The sequence below is a fragment of the Pantoea jilinensis genome (assembly GCF_019104105.1).
Lineage (GTDB): Bacteria > Pseudomonadota > Gammaproteobacteria > Enterobacterales > Enterobacteriaceae > Pantoea > Pantoea eucalypti.
The window spans coordinates 495,130-519,421 of the sequence record NZ_CP077746.1 but is presented as its reverse complement, the minus strand read 5'-3'; the positions used below and the strand labels follow the sequence as shown (position 1 = coordinate 519,421).

The window sequence follows — 24,292 nt, the reverse complement described above, 5'->3', positions numbered from 1 at the left end:
TAGACGTTTTGCCCAGCCGGGCGAAATCTGGCTAACGCTGTGAGGGTGAGTGAGTAAAAATAAACTGTCGAAGGGCCAACAACGTCGCGTAAGCGCTAACCACGATCGCCGTCTCAACCAACGCAGAGAGCGTCCGGAAGCGGATGACAACATGTTTGGTGAAGCTGCAGATGGGGTCGTTGTCAGTCGTTTTGGCATGCATGCTGATGTTGAGGATAGCGCAGGCGTCACCCACCGCTGCAATATCCGCCGCACGATCCGTTCTCTGGTAACGGGCGACCGGGTGATGTGGCGTCCGGCCACCAGCGGCGGCAAAGGCATTGTTGAAGCGGTGCATGAGCGCACCAGCGTATTAACCCGCCCCGATTTCTACGACGGCGTGAAGCCCATGGCGGCGAATATCGATCAGATCATTATCGTCTCTGCGATCCTGCCGGAACTGTCGCTTAACATCATCGATCGCTATCTGGTCGCCAGCGAAACGCTGGACATCGAACCGTTACTGGTCCTGAACAAAACCGATCTGCTGGATGACAAGGCGCGCGCCTTTGTCGATCAACAGATGGATATCTATCGCAACATTGGCTACCGCGTAGTGATGGTCTCCAGCCGGGCAAAAAACGGCCTGGACGATCTGAAAGCGGCCCTGACCGACCGCGTGAGTATCTTTGCTGGTCAGTCCGGTGTGGGTAAATCGAGTCTGTTGAATGCCCTGCTCGGCTTCGACAAAGAAGAGCAGGTCGCGATTCTGACCAACGAAGTGTCGGATGGCTCTGGCTTAGGCCAGCACACCACGACCGCATCGCGGCTGTATCACTTCCCGCACGGCGGCGACGTGATCGATTCTCCTGGCGTCCGTGAGTTTGGTTTGTGGCATCTGGAGCCGGAACAGGTAACACGCGGCTTTGTCGAATTCCGACCCTTCCTGGGCTATTGCAAATTCCGCGATTGTAAACATGACAGCGATCCGGGATGTGCCATTCGTGAAGCGGTCGAACAGGGAAAAATCAACCGGTCCCGTTTCGCTAACTACCACCGCATCCTGGAGAGCATGGCGCAGGTAAAAACGCGTAAAAATTTCCCTGATAGCGAAAATTAATCGGTATAACCGCGTCTGAACGGATAAGCCGGCGCTTTTTGCGAAGTGCGTTCCAGTGGTGCGTTCAGGCCGTGCAGCGTGCCGGAAATCGCGTATAGTCGCCATCTGAACGGGGCGCTGCTACAATCCGTCCCCTTTTTTACAACGTCCTGAAATAGCCAGGAGGCTAAGGTGTTTGATCGTTTAAAACTCGGCTTGAATCATATTCTCCCGAAGAAATGGCTGACTGAACTTGCCGGTTGGGGCGCCAGTCGCCGCGGTGGTTGGTTGACCAAACTGGTCATTGACATCTTTGTCTGGTTTTACAAAGTCGATATGGCGGAAGCGCGTAAGCCTGATACCGCAAGCTATCGCACGTTTAATGACTTTTTCGTTCGTCCGCTCAAAGACGATGCGCGTCCGCTGGATGCTGACGCCAGCCTCATTGCCCTGCCTGCGGATGGTGCGATCAGTCAGCTCGGCCATATTCATGGCGATCAGATTTTCCAGGCTAAAGGTCATCACTACACCATTGATGCCCTGCTGGCCGGCGATGAGCGGATGGCCGCTCAATTTGTGGAGGGTGAGTTCGTCACTACCTATCTGGCTCCACGCGATTATCACCGCGTCCACATGCCGTGTAACGGTATCCTGCGTGAGATGATTTACGTGCCCGGAGACCTCTACTCTGTAAATCCGCTGACCGCGCGTAACATTCCTAACCTGTTTGCCCGTAACGAGCGCGTTATCTGCTACTTCGAAACCGATATCGGCCCGATGGTGCAGATCCTGGTGGGTGCCACCATTGTCGGCAGTATTGAGACCGTCTGGGCTGGCACGATAACGCCGCCTCGTGAAGGCGTAATTAAGCGCTGGCATTATCCGGCTGCGGACGACGAAGGCGCCGTGGTGTTGCTGAAAGGTCAGGAAATGGGCCGCTTTAAACTCGGCTCTACCGTCATCAACCTGTTCGCGCCCGGTCGCGTCAAGCTGGCGGAAAGCCTGGAAGCAGAAAGCAAAACCCGTCTGGGTCAACCGCTGGCGATTGCGCTGCCGGTCGCCACAGACATTTCCGACGTCATTGTCGATTAAATTGAGTGTCCTCTGTGCGTTCGATTCTCCTCCTGCTGCTGAGCCTGTGGCTCAGCAGCCCGGCCTTTGCGGCCAGCCTTCCTGACGCCAGCCAGCTCAAACAGCAGCTGGAAGAGATAAAATCGGCCAAAAGTTCTCCGGCTCAGGCCGAACAGATCCAGACAATTGAAGCCGCCTTAAACTTCCTCTCAGAACGTGATGAATCACTGGAGCGCGCGGCGCAATATCAGCAGGTGATTGATGACTTCCCGCGTCTGGCGCGCGAATTGCGTCAGCAGATTGCTGCGCTGAGTGACAACGGAAAAACGGTGCGAAGCAACATGAGCAGCGCCGAGCTGGATCAGGAGATCCTGCAGGTTAGCAGCCAGTTGCTGGAAGAGGGCCGTCAGGCGCGCCAGGAGCAGGATCGTGCGCGGGAGATCAGTGATTCATTGTCGCAGCTTCCACAGCAGCAGACGGAAGCGCGTCGGGCGATGACGGAGAGTGAACGCCGGCTGCAGGGCGTCAGCAGCAGTTCACCGCAGGGCCAGTTGCAGCTGGCAGCACGTCAGGCAGAAAGTGCCGCGAATAAAGCACTCGTCGATGAACTTGAGCTGGCACAGCTCTCTGCCAATAATCGCCAGGAACTGGCGCGGATGCGGGCTGAAGCCCACCAGCGCAAAGCCACTCAGCTCGACAACTATCTGCAGGCACTGCGTAACCAGCTCAACGATCAGCGGCAACGCGAAGCGGAAGTTGCACTGGCCCGTACCGAGCAACTGGCGGAAAACAGTGGCGATCTGCCCCCAGAGATTAGCGATCAGTTTCGGGTTAACCGTGAACTCTCGGTTGCCCTGAATCAACAGGCGCAGCGCATGGATCTGGTGGCATCGCAGCAGCGGCTGGCGACTAATCAGATTATTCAGGTCCGTCAGGCGCTCTCTACACTGCGCGAGCAGTCCCAGTGGCTGGGGGCTTCTAATCTGCTGGGCGAAGCGCTTCGGGCACAGGTTGCGCGCCTGCCGGAGATGCCTAAGTCGCAGCAGATTGACAATGAGATGGCACAGCTTCGCGTACAGCGTCTCTATTATGAAGATCTGCTGGAGCGCCAGGAGACGCTGCGCAAGGGACGACAGGCCGATGGTCAACCCTTTACTGCTGAACAGAAGCGTATTCTTGATGCACAGCTACGCACCCAGCGGGAGCTGCTTAATTCGCTGATATCTGGCTGTGACACGCTGATTCTGGAGATTACCAAGCTCAAAGTCGGCAACACCCAGTTGCAGGATGCGCTGACGGAAGTCAAAGACGCGACGCACCGCTATCTTTTCTGGACCGCCGATGTCAGTCCGATCGGTTTAAGTTATCCGCTGGATCTGGCCAAAGATCTTTCCCGTCTGCTGTCGCTGGATACGCTGGGTCAGCTTGGCAAAGCGATGGCGATGATGTTTACCAGCCGCAATTCGGTGATCCCCATTATGGGTGCCTTGCTGCTGGTCGGCTTCAGCATCAGTTCTCGTCGTCACTTCAATGCTTTCCTTGATCGCTCCGCCAGCAAAGTCGGCAAGGTCACCCAGGATCGTTTCCGCCTGACCATCCGCACCGTGTTCTGGTCGATCCTGGTGGCGCTACCGCTACCGGTATTGTGGGGGGCATTGGGTTATGGTCTGCAGAACGCCTGGCCCTACCCTATCGCCGTGGCAATTGGTGATGGTATTACCGCCACGCTGCCGCTGCTGTGGGCGTTTATGATCAGCGCCGCCTTTGCCCGTCCCAACGGACTCTTCATTGTGCATTTCCGCTGGCCGCAAAATCGGGTGGCGCGCGCCATGCGCTACTACTCGCTGAGTATCGGCCTGATTGTGCCGCTTATTATGCTGCTGATCGCCTTTGGCAATCTGGAGGATCGACAGTTCTCCTCGTCACTGGGCCGTCTCTGTTTCATCCTGATTTGCGGGGCAATCAGCATTGTTACCGTCAGCCTGAAACGTTCCGGCATTCCGCTTTATCTCGATAAAGAAGGAAATGGCGAGAACATGGTGAACCGGATGCTGTGGAACCTGATGATCGCCATGCCACTGATGGCTGCCCTCGCCTCTGCTGTGGGTTATCTGGCTACTGCGCAGGCGCTGCTGGCGCGACTGGAGACCTCGGTCGCCATCTGGTTCCTGCTTCTGGTTATCTATCACATCATCCGCCGCTGGATGCTGATTCAGCGCCGCCGTCTTGGCTTTGATCGCGCCCGTCAGCGCCGTGCCGATATGCTGGCTAACCGTGCGCGCAGCGAAGAAGAGAAGGAGCAAGGCTCTCTCAATACCGACGCGATTGAGATCGAAGAGCCTGTGATCGATCTGGATGCGATCAGTGCGCAGTCGCTGCGGCTGGTGCGCTCGATCCTGACGCTGATCGCTCTGGTCTCTGTGATTGTGCTGTGGTCAGAGATCCACTCGGCCTTCGGCTTCCTGGAGAATATTCAGCTGTGGGATGTCAGTACGTCCGTACAGGGCGTCGAGTCGATTCAACCCATCACGCTGGGGTCAGTCCTGATCGCTATTCTGGTGTTTATTATCACCACGCAGCTTGTGCGTAACATGCCCGCACTGCTTGAACTGGCGTTGTTGCAGCATCTCAATCTGACGCCTGGCACAGGTTATGCCATCACCACACTGACCAAATATCTGCTGCTGCTGATTGGCGGACTGATTGGTTTCTCAATGATCGGCATTGAGTGGTCGAAACTGCAGTGGCTGGTTGCCGCACTGGGTGTAGGACTGGGGTTTGGTCTGCAGGAGATTTTTGCCAACTTTATCTCTGGCCTGATTATCCTGTTCGAAAAGCCCATTCGTATCGGCGATACCGTGACGATCCGTGACCTGACCGGCAGTATCACGCGGATTAATACCCGTGCGACCACCATTACCGACTGGGACCGCAAAGAGATCATCGTGCCCAACAAGGCCTTTATCACCGAGCAGTTTATTAACTGGTCGCTGTCAGATTCCGTCACGCGCGTGGTACTGACTATTCCGGCACCGGCGAAAGTGAGTAGTGAACAGGTCACAACCATTCTGATTCAGGCGGCTGAGCGCTGCAGCTATGTGCTGGACACGCCGCAGCCAGAAGCCTTCCTGGTCGATCTGCAGCAGGGAATTCAGTTGTTTGAACTCCGTGTGCATGCTGCGGAGATGGGACACCGAATGCCGCTGCGCCACGAGCTGCATCAGTTGATTCTGAGCGGATTTGACCAGCACGGTATTGAGATGCCGTTCCCGCCATTCCAGATGCGTATGGAGACCCTGGGCAAGAAGCTGCCTGCCAGCAACGGGGCGCCTGCAGCCCGCGCCTATAAATCTGGCGGCCTGTAATGCAAAACGCCCGGCAAAGCCGGGCGTTATTACAACTCTGAGCCGTCAGTTACTGCTTAACGAACTCTTCGCCCTGAGCGATATCTTTCTTCAGCGTGTCCAGCATGCCTGACAGCGCCTGCTGTTCGAACGCGCTGAGAGTACCAATTGGCATGCGTTCAGCAATGCCGTTTTTACCTAACAGCAATGGCTGAGAGAAGAAGCGGGCATGTTCACCCTCACCTTCCACGTAAGCACACTCCACCACATTCGCCTCACCCTTCAGTGCACGAACCAGTGATAAACCGAAACGTGCAGCTGCCTGGCCCATCGACAGCGTGGCCGAACCGCCACCCGCTTTGGCTTCCACCACTTCGGTACCGGCGTTCTGAATGCGTTTGGTCAGATCAGCCACTTCCTGATCGCTGAAGCTGACACCTTTGACCTGCGACAGGAGCGGCAGAATGGTTACACCAGAGTGACCGCCAATGACCGGTACTTCAATCTGATCTGGCTGTTTGCCTTTCAGCGCTGCCACGAAGGTATTGGCACGGATGATGTCCAGTGTGGTGACACCGAACAGGCGATTTTTGTCGTAAACGCCATGCTTTTTCAGCACTTCTGCCGCAATCGCAACGGTGGTGTTAACCGGATTGGTAATAACACCAATCAATGCTTCAGGCGCCGTGGTGGCGACCTGTTCGATCAGGTTCCGAACAATACCAGCGTTAACGTTAAACAGGTCTGCGCGATCCATACCAGGTTTACGTGCGACACCCGCGGAAATCAGTACCACATCTGCACCTTGTAAGGCGGGGGTGGCATCTTCTCCACTGAACCCCTGGATAGACACTGCAGTAGGAATATGGCTGAGATCGACGGCAACGCCCGGTGTAACCGGCGCGATGTCATACAGTGAGAGTTCTGAACCTGCGGGAAGCTGGGTTTTGAGCAGAAGTGCGAGCGCCTGGCCTATGCCGCCAGCGGCACCGAGAACGGCAACTTTCATTCTTAACTCCTTATTAAGGTGGGGCAGAGATGGGCCGAAATTCTATCTGTGTCAGACCTTAATCAACTGCTCAGGCGATGATAAATATCCGCTGTTAATTCTACGTGTTTTCACAGTTAATCGCCGGATTCAAAAGTTACTTATCATTGCGCCTGAATGACCGACAACTTTGCCGTCGTCAGACAGAGAACGGCTGTGAGCGTTTTCTGTTGCTATTTCTGTTACTACACCACCAATAATATAACAACTTTGCAACCTTCGCCTTCCGGGGCTGTGACGGGGGTTTTGGTCTGAGCGTATTTATTTGCTATTATCGCCGCCCGCTAGCCGCCCGAACCCTGCTCATCAATCGACCGATTGCATAAAAATGCATTAAAATGCATAATCACCACTCTGCCGCAGGCGGCTGCGCGGTTATTCTCTCTATTTATTGGTAACCTATGCGAAACCCATCGAAACAAGACGATCTGATCAAGGCTTTTAAAGCCTTATTAAAAGAAGAAAAATTCAGTTCCCAGGGCGAAATTGTTCAGGCGCTTCAGGATCAGGGCTTTGAAAATATCAATCAGTCCAAAGTCTCGCGCATGCTAACCAAGTTTGGCGCTGTGCGCACCCGCAATGCCAAGATGGAGATGGTCTATTGCCTGCCTGCTGAGCTGGGTGTGCCGACCACGACAAGTCCGTTAAAAAACCTGGTACTGGATATCGACTACAACGATGCGCTGGTGGTAATTCATACCAGCCCGGGCGCAGCACAGCTGATTGCACGCCTGCTGGATTCACTGGGTAAGTCGGAAGGGATTCTTGGCACCATTGCTGGCGATGACACGATCTTTATCACCCGTGCGCGCGACTTCACGGTTAAGCAACTGCACAGCGCAATCCTGAACCTGTTTGAACAGGAACTCTGATTGCTGACTGACGGCCTGCACTCCCGTGCCAGGTCGTCAGTTTGTTTTCTCTTCTCACCGTGTTACATCACACTGTTCCGCTGCTTAATATGTCATAAGCCCGCTTTCATGCGCCTGACCGTCAGACATATCGCTTACTCTGCTTCACTATTTGCGCTATTTTACACTGCTTTACATCACCGATCCGGTAACATTGCCCGGATCCAGATCAAACTCCAGTCCAATCCCCGCCAACTTTCGCACTAAACGTTAAAGTGATCTATCTCACTGTTTTTGTGATTATAAAACCCTCAAAGGCTACTTTTTAACCCGTTTTTATAACGTTAAGTTATTAAAAGTAGCCATAAGGATAAAGAATCACAAAAAAACATTATTAGCGGGGTATTAATTTCTGTCGTTATTAGTTCTATACTTCTTTTCGTGATGCAAATCACACTAACTAAAAAGATAAAAATAGACGACGAGGAAATATCTATGAACGTAAAAACTACCATCGCTGCCCTGAGCATTCTCTCTGCCCTTTCATTTGGTACAGTTGCCGCAGAATCTATCGATGCCTCTCAGGCACAGGATCTGCAGGCTGTCGGCACTATCAGTGTCAGCGGCGTTGCCGGTTCACCGATGGATATCAAGCAGCAACTCAGTGACAAAGCCGATCAGCAGGGCGCAAAAGCCTATCGCGTGATTGAGGCTTACAACAACGGCAATTATCACGCTACCGCCGCACTCTATAACTAAGGCCTAGCCCGATAATGCCAGTGGCTCTCCGTCTGACGCGCCCTTTGCGCTCCGGAGAGCTGAAGCAAATAATTCAGGAGATTTGACCATGAAAACGAAATTAGCGATTGCCGCACTGAGTCTGGCTTCACTGTTCTCAGTAGGTGCCAGTGCTGCAAGCCTGGTGTCCAATGAGCAGGCACAGGGCCTGCAATCAATGAATCAGACCATCAGTATTGGTGGACGCAACGGTGACCAGACGCATGTCCGTCAGGTCCTGTCTGAGAAAGCGGACGCACAGGGTGCAAGCCACTATCGCATCATCGAAAACAACCAGGATAACACCTGGCATGTCACCGCTGAGCTTTATAAATAATTAACCGTGATGGCGCCTGAAGGCGCATGAAAATATCGACGACCCGCCTTTATGAGTAACCGCAGGTTGTTGATTGTATTGAGGAGATAATCATGAATATCAAAACAACCATCGCTACAGTCAGTCTGCTTTCCGTTATGGCGTTCGGCGCATCTGCTGCGCAGCTGGTAACCGGCGATCAGACGCAGAACCTGCAGCCTGCGGGCACCGTAAGCATCAGTGGAACCGCGGGTGCACCAATGGATTACCGTGCAGCGCTTTCACAGAAAGCGGATGAACAAGGTGCCAGCGCCTATAAAGTCATTGAAGCGCGCACGGGTGATAACTACCACATCACCGCACAGCTTTATAAGTAATTCCTCGTCAGATTTATGACGAACCCTTTGGCCCCGCTCGCCGGGGCCTTTTTTTATCTGACGTGTTATCTGACGTTAAAGTGCAGCCTGCCTTCCAGCTCCTCTTCCGCTTCATCAAATAACAGAATCAGCGCACCATAGCGACGCCGCTGTCCCCTGCCGAGATTTATAAATTCAATCTCCAGTGGCATGGGTAACAGATCGCTCGTCACGACATCCCATAATCCATCCAGGTCGCAGATGCGGCGTTCCTCCAGCGTAAAACGCTCGCTGAACTGGCGGAAAAAATGGGCCTGATCGACAATTTCATTAAAATCAAAACGCTCGATTTTCATGCTGACGGCTCCCATGCTCCGTCTGCGGGCGGCCTTTGCCGCCCCCCGTTCATGTCCGCTAGTCCAAACCGCCCAGATGCAGCGCTTTGACCTCCAGATACTCCTCCATGCCAAGTACCGAGCCTTCCCGACCCAGACCCGACTCTTTAACACCACCAAAGGGTGCCAGCTCGGTTGAAACAGCACATTCATTAATACCGATCATGCCACTTTCCAGCGCCGCTGAAACACGGAACACCCGTTGCAGATTTTGAGTGTAAAAGTAAGCGGCAAGACCAAACGGCGTATCGTTGGCCCGGCGGATGACATCCTCTTCGTCATCAAAGCGGAAACAGGCGGCCACCGGACCAAACGTCTCTTCCTGGGCGAGTTGCATACCTTCGTGTGCCTCGGTAATTACGGTCGGCTGCCAGAAGTTGCCGCCCAGTGCATGACGTTCGCCGCCCGCCAGTAATTTGCCACCTTTCACTACCGCGTCTTTAACGTGTTGCTCAACCTTCTCCACTGCTGATGCTTCAATTAAGGGGCCGACAATGACGCCCTCTTCCATCCCGTTGCCCACCTTCAGCGCGTTCACTTCGGCGGCCAGTTGTTGTGTGAAGCGGTCATAGACGGCGTTGTGAATGTAAAAGCGATTAACGCTGACGCACACCTGGCCCGCATTGCGAAATTTGTTGGCAATCGCACCCTGAACGGCAGCCTCAATGTCGGCATCGTCGAACACGATATAAGGGGCATTCCCGCCAAGCTCCATCGATACTTTTTTCATGGTTTCGGCAGCATTGCGCATCAGCAGCTTGCCCACCTGGGTAGAGCCGGTAAACGAGATTTTGCGCACCCCTTTGCTGGCCATGATTGCATCGCTGATAGCATGAGTATCACCCGCGACCGCGTTCAGTACGCCATCTGGCACGCCTGCCTGCTTCGCCAGTGCCAGCAAGGCAAAGGCGGAAAGTGGCGTGTTGTTGGCGGGTTTGATAATGCCGGTACAGCCTGCTGCCAGAGCCGGGCCCAGTTTGCGCGTCAGCATTGCCATCGGGAAATTCCACGGCGTGATGGCAGCCACTACGCCAATCGGCTCGCGGGTGGCCAGAATACGGGAGCCTGGTTTTGCGGGTGGAATGATCTCTCCGTTAGCTCGTTTCGCCTGCTCGGCAAACCACTGGATAAAACTGGCGGCATACTCGACTTCCCCTTCCGCCTCTTTCAGGGGCTTGCCTTGTTCGGTCGTCATTAGCTGACCAAGCCAGCGCTTATTCTCAATGATCAACTGATACCAGCGAGTGAGAATGTCAGCGCGCTCTTTCGCGGTCTTCGCCCGCCAGGCAGGAAAGGCACGTTCTGCGGCGGCGATTGCCTGTTCCGTTTCAGCTTTCCCTGCTTTTGCAACCTGCGCAATCACCTCACCGGTTGCCGGGTTAGTGACGTCAAAAGTGGAGGCAGCCTGATGCCACTGACCGTCCGCTAAATAGCCGGTCCGGAACAGTTCGCTCTCTTGCAGTGATTTCATTGATTCGCTCCTGTCAGTTTTACGCTTCCGTCTGAAGAGTATAGTTGGCAAAAGCGACAGATTTTGTGTCGGGCGGGGATTGCGCCGGCCGCTGCAGGTGACAGCGGCCAGTTTCAGATTTGGATGAGCGTGTTCTGATACTTATCCAGCATCATCGCCAGTCGTTTTACGGGTTCTGTTACGCTGACGGGTGCATCGTAATGGACCAGTTTCTCCTGATAGACATCCAGCTCCTTCAGCAGACGCTCAAAGTAGTAACGGCGCTTGTCGTCGCTGCTGGCGGAGATCACCCGATCTGCGGTGTAACGCAGTTGTCGGTGATACGCAGAGAGGTCTGCGTTAACCGGCACGTCTGCATCACGTAAGCGCTGATGGCCAATGATCAGTGTCAGCGCGATGCGATATTTATTGATATCGCCTGGAAACAGATTCAGCAGCAAAAACAGTTGCTGATAGAGCGCTGGCAAATGGTTTTCACGTCGCCGCGCCTGATTGGTGGTCATGGCGGAGACGGCCGCATACATAAAGCGATTCAGCAGCTTGCGTCCGGTACGCGCCTTTGATTTATCACGAATTAACAGGATCACCATCATCGCCACAAAGCAGCCGATAACCTGTCCGAGCACGTTGTCCAGAAAGACATTGGTGTGAAATTGCATCGGATTATCAAGAACCACGACGTTGAGGGTACCAATTAACGCGCCCAGCGTGCCGATCTGACGCCGCTGGATAAAGATGCCAGCGATAAAGCCCAGCACGCCAATTGCGATACAGAGCAGCAATGCGCTCTGCTGAGTAGCAGGGAGAACATACATAAAGTAGAGCCCGCCCAGCGGAACCGCGACTGTCATGCCATAGAGAAAATCTTTGGCCATCATCAGTGGATTAGGCATACGCATTGCCAGTGCGGTGATTACTGCCAGCATTACCATACAGCCACTGCCTGAGGTCCAGCCGGTATAAAGCCAGAACAGTGAACCCAGCGCGGTGGCAACAAAGGTACGAATACCATTGATCATGGCATGATGTGTTTCAGCGGAACGCGCCTGAATCACCACTTCCCGCTGTAAAATCTCCTCTTCCAGCGAGGTGATTCGGCTGTTGCTTTTAATACCATTGAGCAGCAGGAGATATTCGGTGGCAGTGCTAACCCAACTGGCCAGCGTGACCGGCGTCGATTTGCCACTGGCACCGATCACCCGCCGCATCACTTTCATCCGCTTGTGCACCTCTTCAACCGTCGACGCGGGCTTTTCAACCATCAAACGATATTGAGGCGGAATGTAGTCAGGGCGAGAATTCTGAATGAGGAAGGTTTCAGCAGCCTGCGTAATCAGCGTCAGCGACAACGTGTTCAGCATCTGCAAACGGCGGTGACTGTTCTTCCAGCGTGAAGACTCCATCATCAGCTGGCTGCGCATGCTGTTCAGGGCTGAAGTGCGACGCACCAGGGCTCCCCATGCTTTGTCGACCTCTTCTTTATCACCATGTGCGACGCAGAGTTGCAGCAGGTGATAATGCGCCACCAGCAGCGAATCCACTTCGGCGTCGATCACTTTTTTGATTGAACGTGGCGAGAAGATCATGTCGGCCAGAATGGCACACAAAATACCGAGAACGATTTCACTGCAACGCTCAACGGCGTATTGCGGTACCAGTGTCAGACCGCCGCTGGCGTTGGCCGTGACCACAATAATGAGCGCCGTGTAGCCCGCCAGTCCCAGTGCGTAAGAGTTTTCAACTTTGATCAGCGACGAGAGCCAGACGCAGAGCCCTGCCCAGATGCAGCACAGCAGCAGCATCACGACCGGCGCACGAACGGTGGCAATCATGATGGTCAGCGCGGCAATACACCCAATGAATGTCCCGATAATACGCAAAACACCGCGATAACGCAGCGCCCCGGAATAGGGATCGCCACCGGCCGCAAACGCGGTGCCGCCCGCCACGATCCCGGCGGTCATTACTGCCCAGCGTGGCGTTTCAAGGTTCAGGTGGAACCCCACCATCAGCGCTAATACCAGCGCAAAGGTGAGTTTTACCGGGAAACGCAGAAACTGGATCATATCGCCCTCTTAACCAAACTCACGCAGGCGATTAAACAGTCGGATCATCGGTGACACCTGTTCAGGCTGACGATCGACCTGGCCCGTTATCACCACCGTTGCCGTGGTTCCTGCCGGGAAGCGATTACTTGGCTGGTCATCCAGCCGAATTCGCACAGGCACACGCTGCGCCAAACGGACCCACTCCAGGTTGGAGTCCACTGTTGCCATGCCTTTACTGTCGACCGAGCTGCTGCTATTGGTCACGCCAGCCGCCACACTATCGACCGTGCCACGCAATACAATGTTGCTGCCAAGCGGCGTAACTTCCGCGCGGTAACCCTTCTCAACACCGTGCAGTTTGGTCTCTTCCAGGTAAGCCAGTACATAGAAGGAGTGCTGCTGAACCAGCGCTACTGCCACAGAACCGCGGGTAATAAACTCACCCTGGTAGACATTAAGGTTAGTGACCCAGCCGTCCGATGGCGCTTTTACAGTGGTGCGTTCAAGGTCAATCGCCGCCAGATCGCGTGTTGCCACCGATTTCGCCAGCTGATGCTCGCTGGTTTGCAGATCGTTATTGGATTGCTCGATAGCCTCGCGCGACATCGCGGAGGTACCAAGCTGATTTCGGCGCCCGGCTTCGCGACGTTTCTCACTCACCAGCGCCTGATAGTACTCAACATCCGCCTGTGCCTGATCAAGCGCTTTCTGATAGCGCGGCCGATCAACCACAAACAGCGTATCGCCCTTTTTAACCAGCTGATTGTCGTGTACAGGAACATCGGTAATGAGGCCGGTGACGTCAGGCGAAATCGCCACCACGTCTGCCGCGAAACGTGCATCCCGGGTCCAGGGCGATTCGGTGTAGAACACCCAGGCGCGGAAAATGATTACCACAGCGATGATGACCAGCAGAATAGTGATCGCGTAGCGCGCGATTTTTCTTATGAGTGCTTTCACTTCAACCTCAGACTAATAAACGGGAGACAAGGTAAAACACACAGCAGTAAAGCGCTGTATTAAAAAGTGCCGGATGCCAGACAAGATCGTAGATACCGCTCGGCGTGAGCACACGTTTCACTAACCAGAACAGCATCAGTGAAATAATAAGTTCGATGAAAACGGGCGGAAAAGAGAGCCCAAACATGACAAATACCGGAAGCACACTCATCAAAAATCCTTAGTTCGACCTTGCCGGGATACTCCTTTGCCTTTTCAGATTTCGCGGGAAAACCATCTGGCAGCGCTATCCGAACCGCAGCTGGCTTAATAATAGCGTATCATCGAAGGGTATCAGGCAATGAAGAATCACCGGGAAATACCCCGGCGCGCATATAGTAACGCGCCTGACTATACGTTTTCTACAGAATGTGATCTAAATCACTTTTAAGCCAGAGTAAATAATGGAACGACTGAAAGGCATGTCTGTCTTCGCCAGAGTGGTCGAACTGGGTTCGTTTACCGCCGCGGCACGCCAGCTTCATCTTAGCGTCTCATCAATTAGCCAGATTGTCGCGAAACTGGAAGATGCATTGCAGGTTAAGCTGCTGAATCGCAGCACCCGCAGTATCGGGCTGACCGAAGCGGGTAAAATCTATTATCAGGGTTGTCGCCGTATGCTGGCCGAAGCGACGCAGGTGCACGAGCAGCTCTACGCGTTTAACAACACGCCCATTGGCGAGCTGCGAATCGGCAGCTCCTCAACCATGGCGCAGAATGTGTTAGCCGGCATGACCAGCGACATGCTGCGGGAGTACCCGGGACTGAGTGTGAATCTGGTTACCGGTGTACCGGCGCCGGATTTGATTGCGGATGGTCTGGATCTGGTGATTCGGGTGGGCGCACTAAAAGACTCCAGCCTCTTTTCACGTCGTCTTGGTGCCATGCCAATGGTGGTGTGCGCTGCAAAAAGCTATCTGACGCAGCATGGCACGCCCGAGAAACCAGCTGACATCGATAATTTTTCCTGGCTGGAATATAGCGTACGGCCCGACAACAATTTCGAGCTGATTGCGCCGGAAGGCCTGGTGACCCGCCTGTCACCGCAGGGACGGTTCGTGACGAATGATTCACTGACGCTAATCCGCTGGCTGAAGTCGGGCAATGGCATCGCCTATGTGCCAATGATGTGGGTGATTAATGAGATCAACGCGGGCGAGATCGATATTCTTTTTCCGCAGTATCAGTCCGATCCGCGACCGGTCTACGCGCTCTATACCGAGAAAGATAAGTTGCCGCTTAAGGTGCAGGTTTGTATTGATTACCTGACCGGCTATTTTGAACAGGTGGCTGAACAGTATCAGCAGCACCGTAAAAGCTAACAACCCGCCAGGTGGCGGGTTGTTGAGGTCACATCAGGCGGTGCCGCCGATGGTCAGTTTATCCAGCTTCAGCGTAGGCTGACCGACACCGACCGGCAGGCTCTGGCCCTCTTTACCGCAGACGCCCACGCCTTTATCCAGCGCCAGGTCGTTACCCACCATCGAGATCTGCTGCATCGCTTCAATGCCGGAGCCAATCAGCGTGGCACCTTTGACCGGTTTGGTGATTTTGCCGTTCTCAATCAGATAAGCCTCTGAGGTTGAGAAGACAAATTTGCCGGAGGTGATATCCACCTGACCGCCCCCAAAGTTTGGCGCATAGATGCCGTACTCAACGCTTTCAATAATATCCTGCGGTGATGATTTGCCTGCCAGCATGTAGGTGTTGGTCATGCGCGGCATCGGCAGATGGGCGTAGGATTCACGGCGTCCGTTACCGGTCGGGCTGACGCCCATCAGTCGCGCATTGAGCTTGTCCTGCATGTAGCCTTTCAGCACACCATTCTCAATCAGCATGTTGTACTGGCCGGGAACGCCTTCATCATCCACCGCCAGTGAACCGCGCAGCCCTTCAAGGGTGCCGTCATCCACCACGGTACAGAGTTCAGACGCAACCTGCTGACCGATTTTACCGCTGAACACTGAGGTGCCACGGCGGTTAAAGTCGCCTTCCAGACCGTGACCAACTGCTTCATGCAACAGGACGCCAGGCCAGCCCGCACCCAGCACCACCGGCAATGCGCCGGCAGGTGCCGCTACAGCAGAGAGATTAACCAACGCCATGCGCACCGCTTCACGCGCCCAGGCATCAGCGCGCACTTCGCCATTTTCATCTGCAAGGAAGAACGTATAACCGGTACGCGCACCGCCGCCGCTTGCGCCGCGTTCACGCTTGCCCTGATCTTCAACCTGAACGCTGATAGAGAGGCGAACCAGCGGACGAACGTCAGCCGCCAGTGTGCCGTCAGTCGCGGCCACCAGCACCTGTTCGTAAACACCGGTCAGGCTGGCATTGACTTCCTGCACGCGCGGATCAGCCGCACGGGCCACTTTATCAACGCGATGCAGCAGGGCAATTTTATCTTCACGTGTCAGGCTGCTCAGCGGATCGACCGCAGAATAGAGCGAACGGTTCATTACGGCAGAGAGCGTGTGTGCCTTGCCATTTCCCTGTTCACGTACGATGCTACGTGCCGCTTCAGAGGAGAGACGCAGTGCATTCAGGGTGATCTGGTCTGCATAGGCGAAGCCGGTTTTCTCCCCGCTGACCGCGCGAACGCCCACACCCTGATCGATATGGTATGAGCCATCTTTAATAATTTTATCTTCCAGCACCCAGGATTCGTGAAAGCTGGATTGAAAATAGAGATCGGCATAATCCAGACGACGTTCTGAAAGCTGCCCTAACAGGGAAAATAGGTCCTGCTGATTAATGCCGTTAGCAGTCAGTAACTGCTCACTTACCAGGTTCAGAGTCATCGTTTCTCACTCATTATGTGCTCAGATAATCATAGCCTGCGGTAATTCCGGTACGGCGTCAAATTCACTTGTTGTCAGTTTCACGCGGTTTACGCAGTACTTCATTGATTTCCGGCTTATCCAGTGGGCCACTGATGTGATAACGCAGCAGCGATATCTTGTTCCAAAGGGGTCCCAGAACTTTACTGGCGGCAAACACCGCGGCACCAATCACCGGATTGATGGCAAAGGCGGTTGCCACGCCGACTGAAGCGGATATTTCCGGCGCCACCACCGCTTCCATGTCAATCTGACGTTTTACCAGGTCGAGATTGCCCTGCATGGCGATATCGGCTTCCAGCCCATCCACCAGCAGGTTATCGGTGCGCATCCTGCCGTTTTCGATCCAGGCGGTGCCGTTAATCGAATCGAAATAGAACGAGTTGGTAAAGGTGTCGCTGAAGTCGAAGCGCAGCTTGCGCAGCAGCGCATCAAAGCTCACCAGTCGCAGGATTTTTCCCGCTGTGCCTGTGTTGACATCCGCAATCTGGCCTTTGCCAAAGTGGGTCTTCAGGGTACCGCTCAGCGTCTCTGCGGAGGGCTGCCAGGGGGCAGAGCGCCAGTGCAGGTCGTAAGAAATATCAAATGGCGCATCGCGCAGCGGCGTGTTGACACCAAACCAGTTGGTCGCGTTATTGATATTCGGGCCTTTAAGCGTCCCCTTCAGAGAGGTACGCTGGTCATCGGGACGGTTAATCCACTCACCGTTAATTTTAAGCTGCGAACTGCCGGTATCCACTTTACCATTAGTAAGCGCTAACTTATCTCCTTCAGGTTGCAGCGCCGCGGATACCTGACCATATTTCTGGCCGAGCACCCAGCATTCTTTACAGCGTAATTGCAGAGCGGGCCACTGGCTGAAATTAATGTTTTTGGCTTGCTGAGGAGACGCTTTGCCGCCTTTATCGGCATCACCTGCATCATTACCCCACTGCGGATTGTAGTAGAGGTAATCCAGGTTCACTTGCCACGGCGCTTTAGGTGCCATTAGCAGCGCACCACGCAACTCTTTCGCATTGACGCTGACCTGGCTATTGCCGCCTGAACCCTGCGCCAGCGTCGCCTCAACATCATGCCATTGCTGCCCGGCCAGCGTGACTGCCGGACTGCGCAGCGTGATGTTACCCGGCAGCGTGACGCCACCCGTCTGGAAATCGCTACCGCCGCCTGATGCACGTGTCCCGGAAGAACCTCCGGCAGCCATCATCGCCACCCAGGCCTCGCCATCCAGCGCAGGCAGGTTCAGCACCATGCCAGCATGATCGGGCAGAGCCGGCGTTTTCCGGGCATCATTCAGCCAGATGCCGCGGTCAACACGCAACGTCGGCTCCAGCAACCAGCGGCTGTTAAAACGGTGGTCTTCATCTATGCTGCCACTGAGATCGAAATGGTTCAGGTCACCGCTGGCCTGAATGGCAATCGGCATTGCCTCACCGGCATTTTTATCGAGCGGTGCAGGTAAGTGACTACTTACTTCTTTGGCATTACCGTTCAGTACCACGTCATAACGCGCCCCGCCATGATGGGGCAGCGTGATATTCACGTCGCCCTGCCAGGGGAGATGCCCGCCCAATTGCTTACTGACAGCTGCCGGGACCTCGCTGATTTTAGTGGGTTGCCAGTCGCCCTGAAGTTTGACGTTCACGCCAAAGTCGTCCGGGTTCTCTTTGGTGCTGAAACGGACGCCCATCGGCTGACCAAACCAGTTTGCCCGCAGATCCTCACTCTCCAGATTGCCATTGTCGTAACGGAAGCGGCCTGAAAGGTTGTTTATCGTGGTTTTTAACGGCTTGATAAACAGTGAATTATTGTTCAGATCGACATTGCCGCGGGCGTGCACCTGCTGGCCATCCAATGGAATATCCAGATTCAGATGGCCACCGACGCGGCCTTTGATTTCCAGCTCCGACAGCGCGGCACCCAATGAAGGTTTCAGCGGCGTCTGATCGAAATAGTCAGCGATCTGCGGACCTTCGCCGCTGATATCCCCGTCGATGATCAGTTTTTCTTTAAGATAGTCCGGGATCACCGCCGTGACATTATGCGCGTCCACCTCGCCCAGTCGGGCAATGGGTGCTTTCATCCACAGACCGTCGTTCAGGAAGTTAAGGTCAATATCGAGATTGCTCAACGCCGGCCATTTGGGCTGAAACGCATAGGTCGCCTGGCGAAGCGGCACCCAGACCTGGAACATGCCATCATTGTGCTTGAACGGGAACAGCGCCGGGTTACCTGCAAACAGCAGCGTGGCATTGTCCACCCTGCCACCCTTCACTGCCCCACTCAGATAGTGCGTCAGGCTATTACCCATCAGCGGTACCGGGAAGTAGCGCCAGGCATCGCCCGCATCGGTAAGCCGGATACCGGCCAGAATATCCAGACGGGGTTCACCACCGCTATTCTGCTGATAGCTGAAATCCCCACGTGCCCAGAGCGAGCGAGCCTGCAGGTCAAGGTTTTCACCCGCCAGCGTGAGGCCATGTTCATCACGCAGCCACCGCACCGCACCGGTCACGCGCTTAATCTCTAAAGGGGCCTGGAACATATCGCCATAGGGAACGGTTGCCGCCCCCATATCTACACTGACCTGACCATTGCTCAGGCTGCCGCGTGCTTCACCGCTTAAATGGCTGATGCCCGGCAACAATTTCCAGTGCTGCCAGCTGAAATCACGCCACTTTACCTGGACGCGGGTTTTTTCAGGCTGCTGTAAGGGAATATCCAGCGCCAGGCCATCGACGGTGCCTTGTGGCTGCAGCGTCTGCCAGTTTTCAAACAGCGCCGGAGAGAGCGGCGCAAACAGCGGAACGATAGGTGCAATATGGCTCAATACCAGTTGTGTCGCGCGAACACGTACTTCCGGCTGACCGTCCGGCCCCAGCAGCTGTTTATCCTCAGGACGCCATAACAGAGAGAAGTGGCCGGCGGGCCATGACTGGCCGTCAGTGCTGAGCCGCGTGTGCGGCACATTGACGACCCAGCCATTCTGGAAGCGTGACAAATGCGCGGTCAGCCCATCGACGTCTATGCGGTGTCGGCCGGTCTCGCCCTGCCAGCTGGCGCCCCCCTTGCGCAGCAGCAGATCACCGGCATAAATGTCGCCATCACGCAGGTTGACCCAGGCTGCCAGGCTGAAGCGGGCGCTGTCCAGGCGGGTGTTATCGCGCACCCAGCGGCCCAGCCATGGACGCATGTCGACGTCGTCGGCCTGCATCCAGATGCGACCATCATTGAGTACGCCGTTGCTGTCATTGAGATCGAGCCGCACCTGAACTACGCCGTGCTGGCCGGTAAAGCTCGACAGACTGACTTCACCCTCGGCCCGGTGGCGGTTGTCTTCGTTGACCCAGGAGAGTCGCGGAATCGCCAGTTCAGCATGCTGGCCGGAAGGGGTGCGGAAACGGATGGTGCTATCCCGCAGGTCGAAGTGGTCAAACTGACGCAGAAAGAGTTCATTAATCTGCGCCGGACGGAAGCTGTTTTTCTCTTTGTCGTTGTCGAGTAAAGGACGATTAGTCTCGAGGTGCAGCTGCCAGAAGGTCAGATCGCGAAACTGCCAGCGCCAGTGCAGCAGGGATTGCCAGACGTCGAGCGCCAGGTTGATGCGATTGATCGAGAGTTTACCGTTCTCATTAAGATCAACGTTGAGATCGCGTACCTGCAGAGTCGGGCCAAAGTTCTCCCACTTGCCCTCTAACTGGCTGGCGTTAACCGGCACACCTGTGCGGTCAGAGATGAATTGCAGAAGGTTGCTGCGATAGCTGTCGAGATGCGGCATCACCAGACGCAATCCGCTGACCAGCAGCGCGACAATCACGATGATTGCCGCGACCAGCAGTAACAAAATCCTCGGCAACTGCCTCACGCACGCCTCTCCTTGTGTTCCGTAAACGACGGATAGTTGGTTCTTAATACCCGACCGTCTTCAGATGAAAGCGTTAAAAGCGCGCATTTTATCTCAAACAAGGGCGATTTTTCAGCCCGATTTCCGAAGAAACCGGTATTTGGACTGGTGTTACATCATCACCACGTCGAACTGCTCCTGAGTGTAAAGCGCTTCGACATGGACTTTGACCTGCTTGCCGACAAAGATTTCAACTTCAGCCAGTGCATGAGACTCGTCGGTTTTTAACGCTTCACCGACCGTCGGTGAAACATAGACCAGGAAACGGTCAGAATCATAGGCGTGGTGAACCCGGACAATTTCACGCATGATCTCATAGCAAACTGTTTCAACGGTTTTCAGCGTGCCGCGCCCTTTGCAGACCGGGCAATCCTGACATAGAACGTGCTCAATGCTTTCACGGGTACGCTTACGCGTCATTTCCACCAGACCCAACGCCGAGAACCCATTGATACCGGTTTTAACCCGATCTTTACTGAGTGCGCTTTCCAGCGAATGCAGTACCCGGCGCCGGTGGTCTTCATTGCTCATGTCAATGAAGTCGATAATGATAATGCCTCCCAGATTACGCAGTCGCAGCTGACGCGCGATCGCCTGAGTGGCCTCAACATTGGTATTAAAGATCGTCTCATCCAGATTGCGATGGCCGACAAACGCACCGGTGTTGATATCGATAGTCGTCATCGCTTCGGTCTGATCGATGATCAGATATCCGCCTGACTTTAGTTCAACTTTGCGATCCAGCGAACGCTGAATCTCATTTTCGACATCAAACAGGTCGAAAATAGGCTGTTTACCGTTGTAAAGCTCCAGCTTGCCGGCCATTTCCGGGATATATTCACCGGTAAATTCCACCAGCATGTCGCAGGTCAGACGGGAGTCGACCCGGATGCGATCCAGCGCAGCGCCGGCAAAATCACGCAGAATACGCTGGGCCAGCGCCAGCTCGCCGTAAAGCAGGCAGCGGGTCTGGTTGCGCTTTTTACGTTCGCTGACTTTGGTCCAGAGACGTTTGAGAAAAGCCGCGTCCTGCGCCAGCTCCTCTTCTCCAATTCCCTCTGCGGCGGTGCGGATGATAAAGCCACCGAGGTCGTCGCAGTAGTCAGCCACCACCGCTTTAAGCCGATCGCGCTCTTTCTCACTCTCAATGCGCTGAGAGACACCAACATGCGATGCGCCCGGCATAAAGACCAGGTAACGCGAAGGCAGGGTAATGTCCGTCGTCAGCCGGGCACCTTTAGTACCCAGTGGATCCTTGACGACCTGAACCACCAGATCCTGTCCCTGACGCACCAGCTCAGCGATATCACGCACGATGAAGTTTTTCTTTTCGTCGCCCGCCACACATTCAGTATGCGGCATGATGTCAGAGGCGTGCAGAAAGGCCGCTTTTTCCAGACCGATATCGACAAAGGCGGCCTGCATGCCGGGCAGAACACGACTGACACGTCCTTTGTAAATATTGCCAACAATGCCGCGCCGCGCTTCACGCTCAATATGTATTTCCTGAAGGATGCCGCCGTCAATATAGGCAACACGCGTTTCAGAAGGCGTGACGTTAACCAGTAATTCAGCCGTCATGTTGACCTCTTACAGCACGCAGTGACTGGAAATGGCTGATCAGCTCCGCTGTCTCAACCAGAGGTAATCCGACCACTGCATGGTAGCTTCCATTAATTTTTCGGACAAAGTTTCCTCCCCTGCCCTGAATACCGTATGCACCCGCTTTATCCATCGGTTCGCCGGTAGCGATATAGTCGTCGATGTCGGTCTCCGTTAAGGTGCGGAATGTCACATCAGTGGTCACAACGCAATCCAGCGCCTGCTGGCTGTCGGCCAGCGCTACCGCCGTCATCACCTGATGTGTATGGCCCGAGAGTTTGCGCAGCATCGCGTGGGCATGGGCGGCATCGCGTGGTTTTTCCAGCACGTCGCCATTCAGCACCACGATGGTATCCGCGCCCAGCACCGGCAGATCCTGCGCGGCCAGTCTGACACCTGCCTGCGCTTTGTCGTTTGCCAGACGGCGGACATAAATTTCCGCCGCTTCATTTGGCTGACGTTGCTCTTCAACGTCAGTCACGATGCGCTCAAATGTCAGGCCAAGTTGAGTTAACAGCTCACGACGACGCGGTGAACCGGAAGCAAGATAAAGGGTTACCATAAATTTCCTTATTGAACAGCGAACTGACGACGAATTTTTCTCATTAATAAGAATAGCCAGGGCCAGAGAATACCGTCGACGACACTGCTCCAGAAAATTTCAGGTCGGAATGAAACGTTGATTACCAGGAACTCTGCCCAGAAGACAATCACATCCATCGCCAGTGACAGCACCATAACCATTAACGCTTGCTGCCACAACGCTAAGTTGCGGAATAACTGGAACTTAAAGGCAATCAGGTAGGCGATGATACTGAGCGCCAGCGCACGCACGCCAAGCGTCGATCCGGCAACCAGATCCATGATGGCACCCAGCACAAATCCAGTACCGACATTGACCCGATGTGGCAGAGCGAGAACCCAATAGATGAGGATCAGTAGCAGCCATGAGGGCCGGAACATATAAATCTCTTCCGGCCACGGCATGATTTGCAGGACTAACGCAACCAGGAAAGAGAGCCAGATGACCCAGCGTCCCTGGCTACGATATCGACTCAAGGCTGGCCCCCGCGTGAACGCGAGGAGTTGCTCTGTCCGCTGCTGCTGGCAGACGGAGCAGGCGGTCCCATCTGAGCGGCTGGCGCTGGCGGGCCCATTTCACCGGCAGGCGGTAAAACCTGCGGCATCATCTGCATCAGACGCTCGTTCGCAACGCGGTGCACTTCATCCTGCGGCAGTGGCATATCGCCATTGCGGTCAGCGCCCCACAGCAACAGCAGGTAACGCAGACGCTGCAGACCGGCGGTCGGATGGGCCTGAATCACCGTGTAAGCGCGCTGGGTGTCCACTTTCACAGAGGAAACCACACCCACCGGATAACCTTCAGGGAAACGACCACCAATGCCAGACGTCACCAGCACATCGCCGACACGAATGTCAGTATTACCCGGCAGATGCTCAAGCTGAAGATCTTCATTACAGCCGTTGCCGGCGGCAATCACACGAATGTCATTACGCAGCACCTGAATCGGCAGGGCATGAGATGCATCACAGATCAGCAGAACACGGCTGGTGAGTTGTCCGACCGCGATGACCTGACCCACCACACCTTTGTCGCTGATGACCGGCTGACCTTCATAGACACCGTTAACGCTGCCTTTGTCGATCACAACCTGGTCGGTGTAAGGATCGGTGCCGGTGGAGATCACCTGCGTCACCATCTTTTGCTCATCCTGACGCAGCGGTGAACCCAGCAGTTCACGCAGACGTGCGTTTTCCTGCTTATATTGCCCCAGCATTAGCAGGTTACTGTTTTTCAGGAAGAGTTCACGACGTAACGCTTTGTTTTCCTGCTCCAGTTGCTGACGCGATGCCAGCGACTCGGACACGCCATCCAACAGCTGACGTGGTCCATTGGCCAGGAAGTAAAACGGACTGACCGACGTATCCAGATAGTTGCGTATTTGGGTAAAAGAACCCACACGGCTGTCGGCAATAATAATGGCAATCGCCACAATTACCGCCAGAAAAAGACGCAACTGCAGGGAAGGCCCCCTGCTAAAAATCGGCTTCATATAATCTGCGTGATCCTCGACAACAGGAGAGGAAGCGACGGCAAAAAACCGTGCTTCCCTGGGCTGAACGCACTGTACCGGCACAGATATCGCCGGTTCACATGCCACTCCCTCGCA

20 protein-coding genes are annotated in these 24,292 nt (G+C 54.8%); 8 read left to right on the top strand and 12 right to left on the bottom strand.

The window, feature by feature from the left end:
* The first annotated feature begins 49 nt into the window (after nt 1-49).
* The 3 genes from rsgA to mscM all read left to right on the top strand — a co-directional run bounded on the left by rsgA (nt 50) and on the right by mscM (nt 5,514).
* A complete protein-coding gene (gene rsgA / locus KTJ90_RS02495) occupies nt 50-1,099 on the top strand; it encodes a small ribosomal subunit biogenesis GTPase RsgA (protein WP_008925804.1) in 1,050 nt (349 codons plus the stop codon).
* A gap of 171 nt (nt 1,100-1,270) precedes the next feature.
* A complete protein-coding gene (gene asd / locus KTJ90_RS02490; protein ID WP_003855296.1) occupies nt 1,271-2,170 on the top strand; it encodes an archaetidylserine decarboxylase in 900 nt (299 codons plus the stop codon).
* Between the two features lie 14 nt (nt 2,171-2,184).
* Complete coding sequence (mscM, locus tag KTJ90_RS02485; protein WP_485522438.1) at nt 2,185-5,514, top strand: miniconductance mechanosensitive channel MscM; 3,330 nt, start codon at nt 2,185-2,187, stop codon at nt 5,512-5,514.
* Between the two features lie 49 nt (nt 5,515-5,563).
* On the opposite strand, the gene mdh is transcribed toward mscM, so the two are convergent.
* Nucleotides 5,564-6,502 (bottom strand): malate dehydrogenase, encoded by a 939-nt coding sequence (gene mdh, locus KTJ90_RS02480; protein WP_003855294.1) that lies wholly within the window; start codon nt 6,500-6,502, stop codon nt 5,564-5,566.
* 440 nt (nt 6,503-6,942) lie between these two features.
* On the opposite strand from mdh, the gene argR reads away from it, so the two are divergent.
* The 4 genes from argR (at nt 6,943) to yhcN (KTJ90_RS02460) (ending at nt 8,862) form a co-directional block, all read left to right on the top strand.
* Entirely contained in the window at nt 6,943-7,413 is a 471-nt protein-coding gene (gene argR / locus KTJ90_RS02475) for a transcriptional regulator ArgR (protein WP_003855293.1), read from the top strand.
* 474 nt (nt 7,414-7,887) lie between these two features.
* The gene (gene yhcN, locus KTJ90_RS02470) at nt 7,888-8,151 is read left to right on the top strand and encodes a peroxide/acid stress response protein YhcN (RefSeq protein WP_337028877.1); all 264 of its coding nucleotides are present in this window, start codon (nt 7,888-7,890) and stop codon (nt 8,149-8,151) included.
* An 88-nt stretch (nt 8,152-8,239) separates the two neighbouring features.
* Nucleotides 8,240-8,506 (top strand): YdgH/BhsA/McbA-like domain containing protein, encoded by a 267-nt coding sequence (locus KTJ90_RS02465; RefSeq protein ID WP_003855289.1) that lies wholly within the window; start codon nt 8,240-8,242, stop codon nt 8,504-8,506.
* Nucleotides 8,507-8,598: 92 nt separating this feature from the next.
* Entirely contained in the window at nt 8,599-8,862 is a 264-nt protein-coding gene (yhcN, locus tag KTJ90_RS02460) for a peroxide/acid stress response protein YhcN (protein WP_003855286.1), read from the top strand.
* A gap of 65 nt (nt 8,863-8,927) precedes the next feature.
* On the opposite strand, the gene KTJ90_RS02455 is transcribed toward yhcN (KTJ90_RS02460), so the two are convergent.
* The 5 genes from KTJ90_RS02455 to aaeX form a co-directional block, all read right to left on the bottom strand.
* Nucleotides 8,928-9,197, bottom strand: a complete 270-nt coding sequence (locus tag KTJ90_RS02455) for a barstar family protein (RefSeq protein WP_003855285.1) — start codon at nt 9,195-9,197, stop codon at nt 8,928-8,930.
* A 58-nt stretch (nt 9,198-9,255) separates the two neighbouring features.
* The gene (locus KTJ90_RS02450; RefSeq protein WP_283543988.1) at nt 9,256-10,707 is read right to left on the bottom strand and encodes an NAD-dependent succinate-semialdehyde dehydrogenase; all 1,452 of its coding nucleotides are present in this window, start codon (nt 10,705-10,707) and stop codon (nt 9,256-9,258) included.
* Between the two features lie 113 nt (nt 10,708-10,820).
* Entirely contained in the window at nt 10,821-12,773 is a 1,953-nt protein-coding gene (aaeB, locus tag KTJ90_RS02445) for a p-hydroxybenzoic acid efflux pump subunit AaeB (protein ID WP_003855280.1), read from the bottom strand.
* Between the two features lie 9 nt (nt 12,774-12,782).
* Nucleotides 12,783-13,715 (bottom strand): p-hydroxybenzoic acid efflux pump subunit AaeA, encoded by a 933-nt coding sequence (gene aaeA, locus KTJ90_RS02440; protein ID WP_499025909.1) that lies wholly within the window; start codon nt 13,713-13,715, stop codon nt 12,783-12,785.
* Nucleotides 13,716-13,722: 7 nt separating this feature from the next.
* On the bottom strand, nt 13,723-13,926 hold the full coding sequence (gene aaeX / locus KTJ90_RS02435) for a p-hydroxybenzoic acid efflux pump operon protein AaeX (RefSeq protein ID WP_003855277.1): 204 nt from the start codon (nt 13,924-13,926) through the stop codon (nt 13,723-13,725).
* Nucleotides 13,927-14,158: 232 nt separating this feature from the next.
* Here aaeX and aaeR point away from each other — a divergent pair, with 232 nt between their 5' ends.
* Nucleotides 14,159-15,076, top strand: coding sequence for an HTH-type transcriptional activator AaeR (aaeR, locus tag KTJ90_RS02430; RefSeq protein WP_003855274.1), 918 nt, complete (start codon nt 14,159-14,161; stop codon nt 15,074-15,076).
* Between the two features lie 33 nt (nt 15,077-15,109).
* Here the strand turns inward: aaeR and tldD are convergent, their stop codons facing one another.
* From tldD to mreC, 6 genes are all read right to left on the bottom strand, one after another.
* Nucleotides 15,110-16,555, bottom strand: coding sequence for a metalloprotease TldD (tldD, locus tag KTJ90_RS02425; protein WP_003855272.1), 1,446 nt, complete (start codon nt 16,553-16,555; stop codon nt 15,110-15,112).
* A gap of 64 nt (nt 16,556-16,619) precedes the next feature.
* The gene (gene yhdP / locus KTJ90_RS02420) at nt 16,620-20,459 is read right to left on the bottom strand and encodes a YhdP family protein (RefSeq protein ID WP_499025908.1); all 3,840 of its coding nucleotides are present in this window, start codon (nt 20,457-20,459) and stop codon (nt 16,620-16,622) included.
* 150 nt (nt 20,460-20,609) lie between these two features.
* Entirely contained in the window at nt 20,610-22,079 is a 1,470-nt protein-coding gene (gene rng, locus KTJ90_RS02415) for a ribonuclease G (protein WP_003855268.1), read from the bottom strand.
* Nucleotides 22,069-22,662, bottom strand: a complete 594-nt coding sequence (locus KTJ90_RS02410; protein WP_003855266.1) for a Maf family protein — start codon at nt 22,660-22,662, stop codon at nt 22,069-22,071. The genes rng and KTJ90_RS02410 overlap by 11 nt, the downstream gene beginning before the upstream one ends.
* An 8-nt stretch (nt 22,663-22,670) precedes the next feature.
* Entirely contained in the window at nt 22,671-23,159 is a 489-nt protein-coding gene (mreD, locus tag KTJ90_RS02405) for a rod shape-determining protein MreD (protein WP_003855265.1), read from the bottom strand.
* Nucleotides 23,156-24,175, bottom strand: a complete 1,020-nt coding sequence (gene mreC, locus KTJ90_RS02400; protein ID WP_003855263.1) for a rod shape-determining protein MreC — start codon at nt 24,173-24,175, stop codon at nt 23,156-23,158. Before mreC ends, mreD begins: the two co-directional genes overlap by 4 nt.
* Between the last annotated feature and the right edge of the window lie 117 nt (nt 24,176-24,292).